The organism is Mesorhizobium sp. ArgA1 (assembly GCF_053714375.1).
This window is the reverse complement of the sequence record NZ_JBSKBQ010000108.1, coordinates 1-949: the sequence shown is the minus strand read 5'-3', so window position 1 is coordinate 949 and position 949 is coordinate 1. Positions and strand designations below refer to the sequence as shown.

Below are 949 nucleotides of genomic sequence, written 5' to 3'. Positions count from 1 at the left end.
GGTAAGCGCTCATTTCCATGCACGTTGACGCCGCCGCCTTCAACGACGGTGGCTCAAACGGGCGCGTCCGGGCGGATCAGGCTGCAGCGGTTTTGGCGAAGTTGAAGGGCAGGAGATCGTCGATAGCTGCGTTCTGGGGGCGTTGAGGCAGTTCGGTGAGAACGTGGCGCAACCATGCGAGCGGCTCGACGCGTGAGGCGCGGCAGGTCAGCATTAAGCTGTAGACGATGGCGCTGGCCTTGGCTCCGTCGATGGTATCGCTGAACAACCAACTCTTCCGGCCAGTGGCAAAAATCCTGATGTCGCGCTCCAGAAGGTTGTTGTCGATCGGCATGCTGCCGTCCCCGGTGTAGCGCGTCAGATAATCCCATTGGTTCAAGGTGTAGGACACGGCGTCGCCGAGCTTGCTGTCAGGCAAGACTTTCGGGGCGATGTTGTCGAGCCATAGCTTAAGAGCATTGAGGATGGGGACACTATGTTGCTGGCGGAAGCGGCGGATGCAGTGATCCCGCGTTTCGCCGTCGTCGGGGATTTCGTTCCGCGCCTGCCTTTCAACCCGGTAGAGCTGTTCGAAGAACCTGAGCGCCTGCTCTGGCGGGCCGCCGCCTTTCTTTCTGGCCTTGAGGGCATCGACGAAGCGCCGCCTGGAATGGGCCATGCATCCAAGATGGGTTGCCCCTTCCAGCGTGCGCCAGGCGGTGTAGCCGTCGCTCATCACTATGCCGCGGTAATCGCCGAGGAAGGCCTGCGGGTGGATCTGGCCGCGGCCCGGCTGATAATCGAGCAGCACGATCGGCTCGTCACTGTCCTCGCCGCTCCGGTAAGCCCACATATATGACGTGCTGGTGGCCTCTCTGTCCTTTTCCTTCAGCACCTGGACCGTGGTCTCGTCACCATGGATGAGGGGCTGCGATCTGAGCCGCAGCTTCAGCGCGTCATAGATGCGGGA

General features: G+C 61.5%; 1 protein-coding gene. It reads right to left on the bottom strand.

Features of this window, described 5'->3' with window-relative positions; genetic code table 11:
• Positions 1-76: 76 nt before the first annotated feature.
• Positions 77-949: IS66 family transposase (tnpC, locus tag ACWGTI_RS32545; RefSeq protein WP_454590664.1), on the bottom strand; the 873-nt coding region annotated here is incomplete at its 5' end.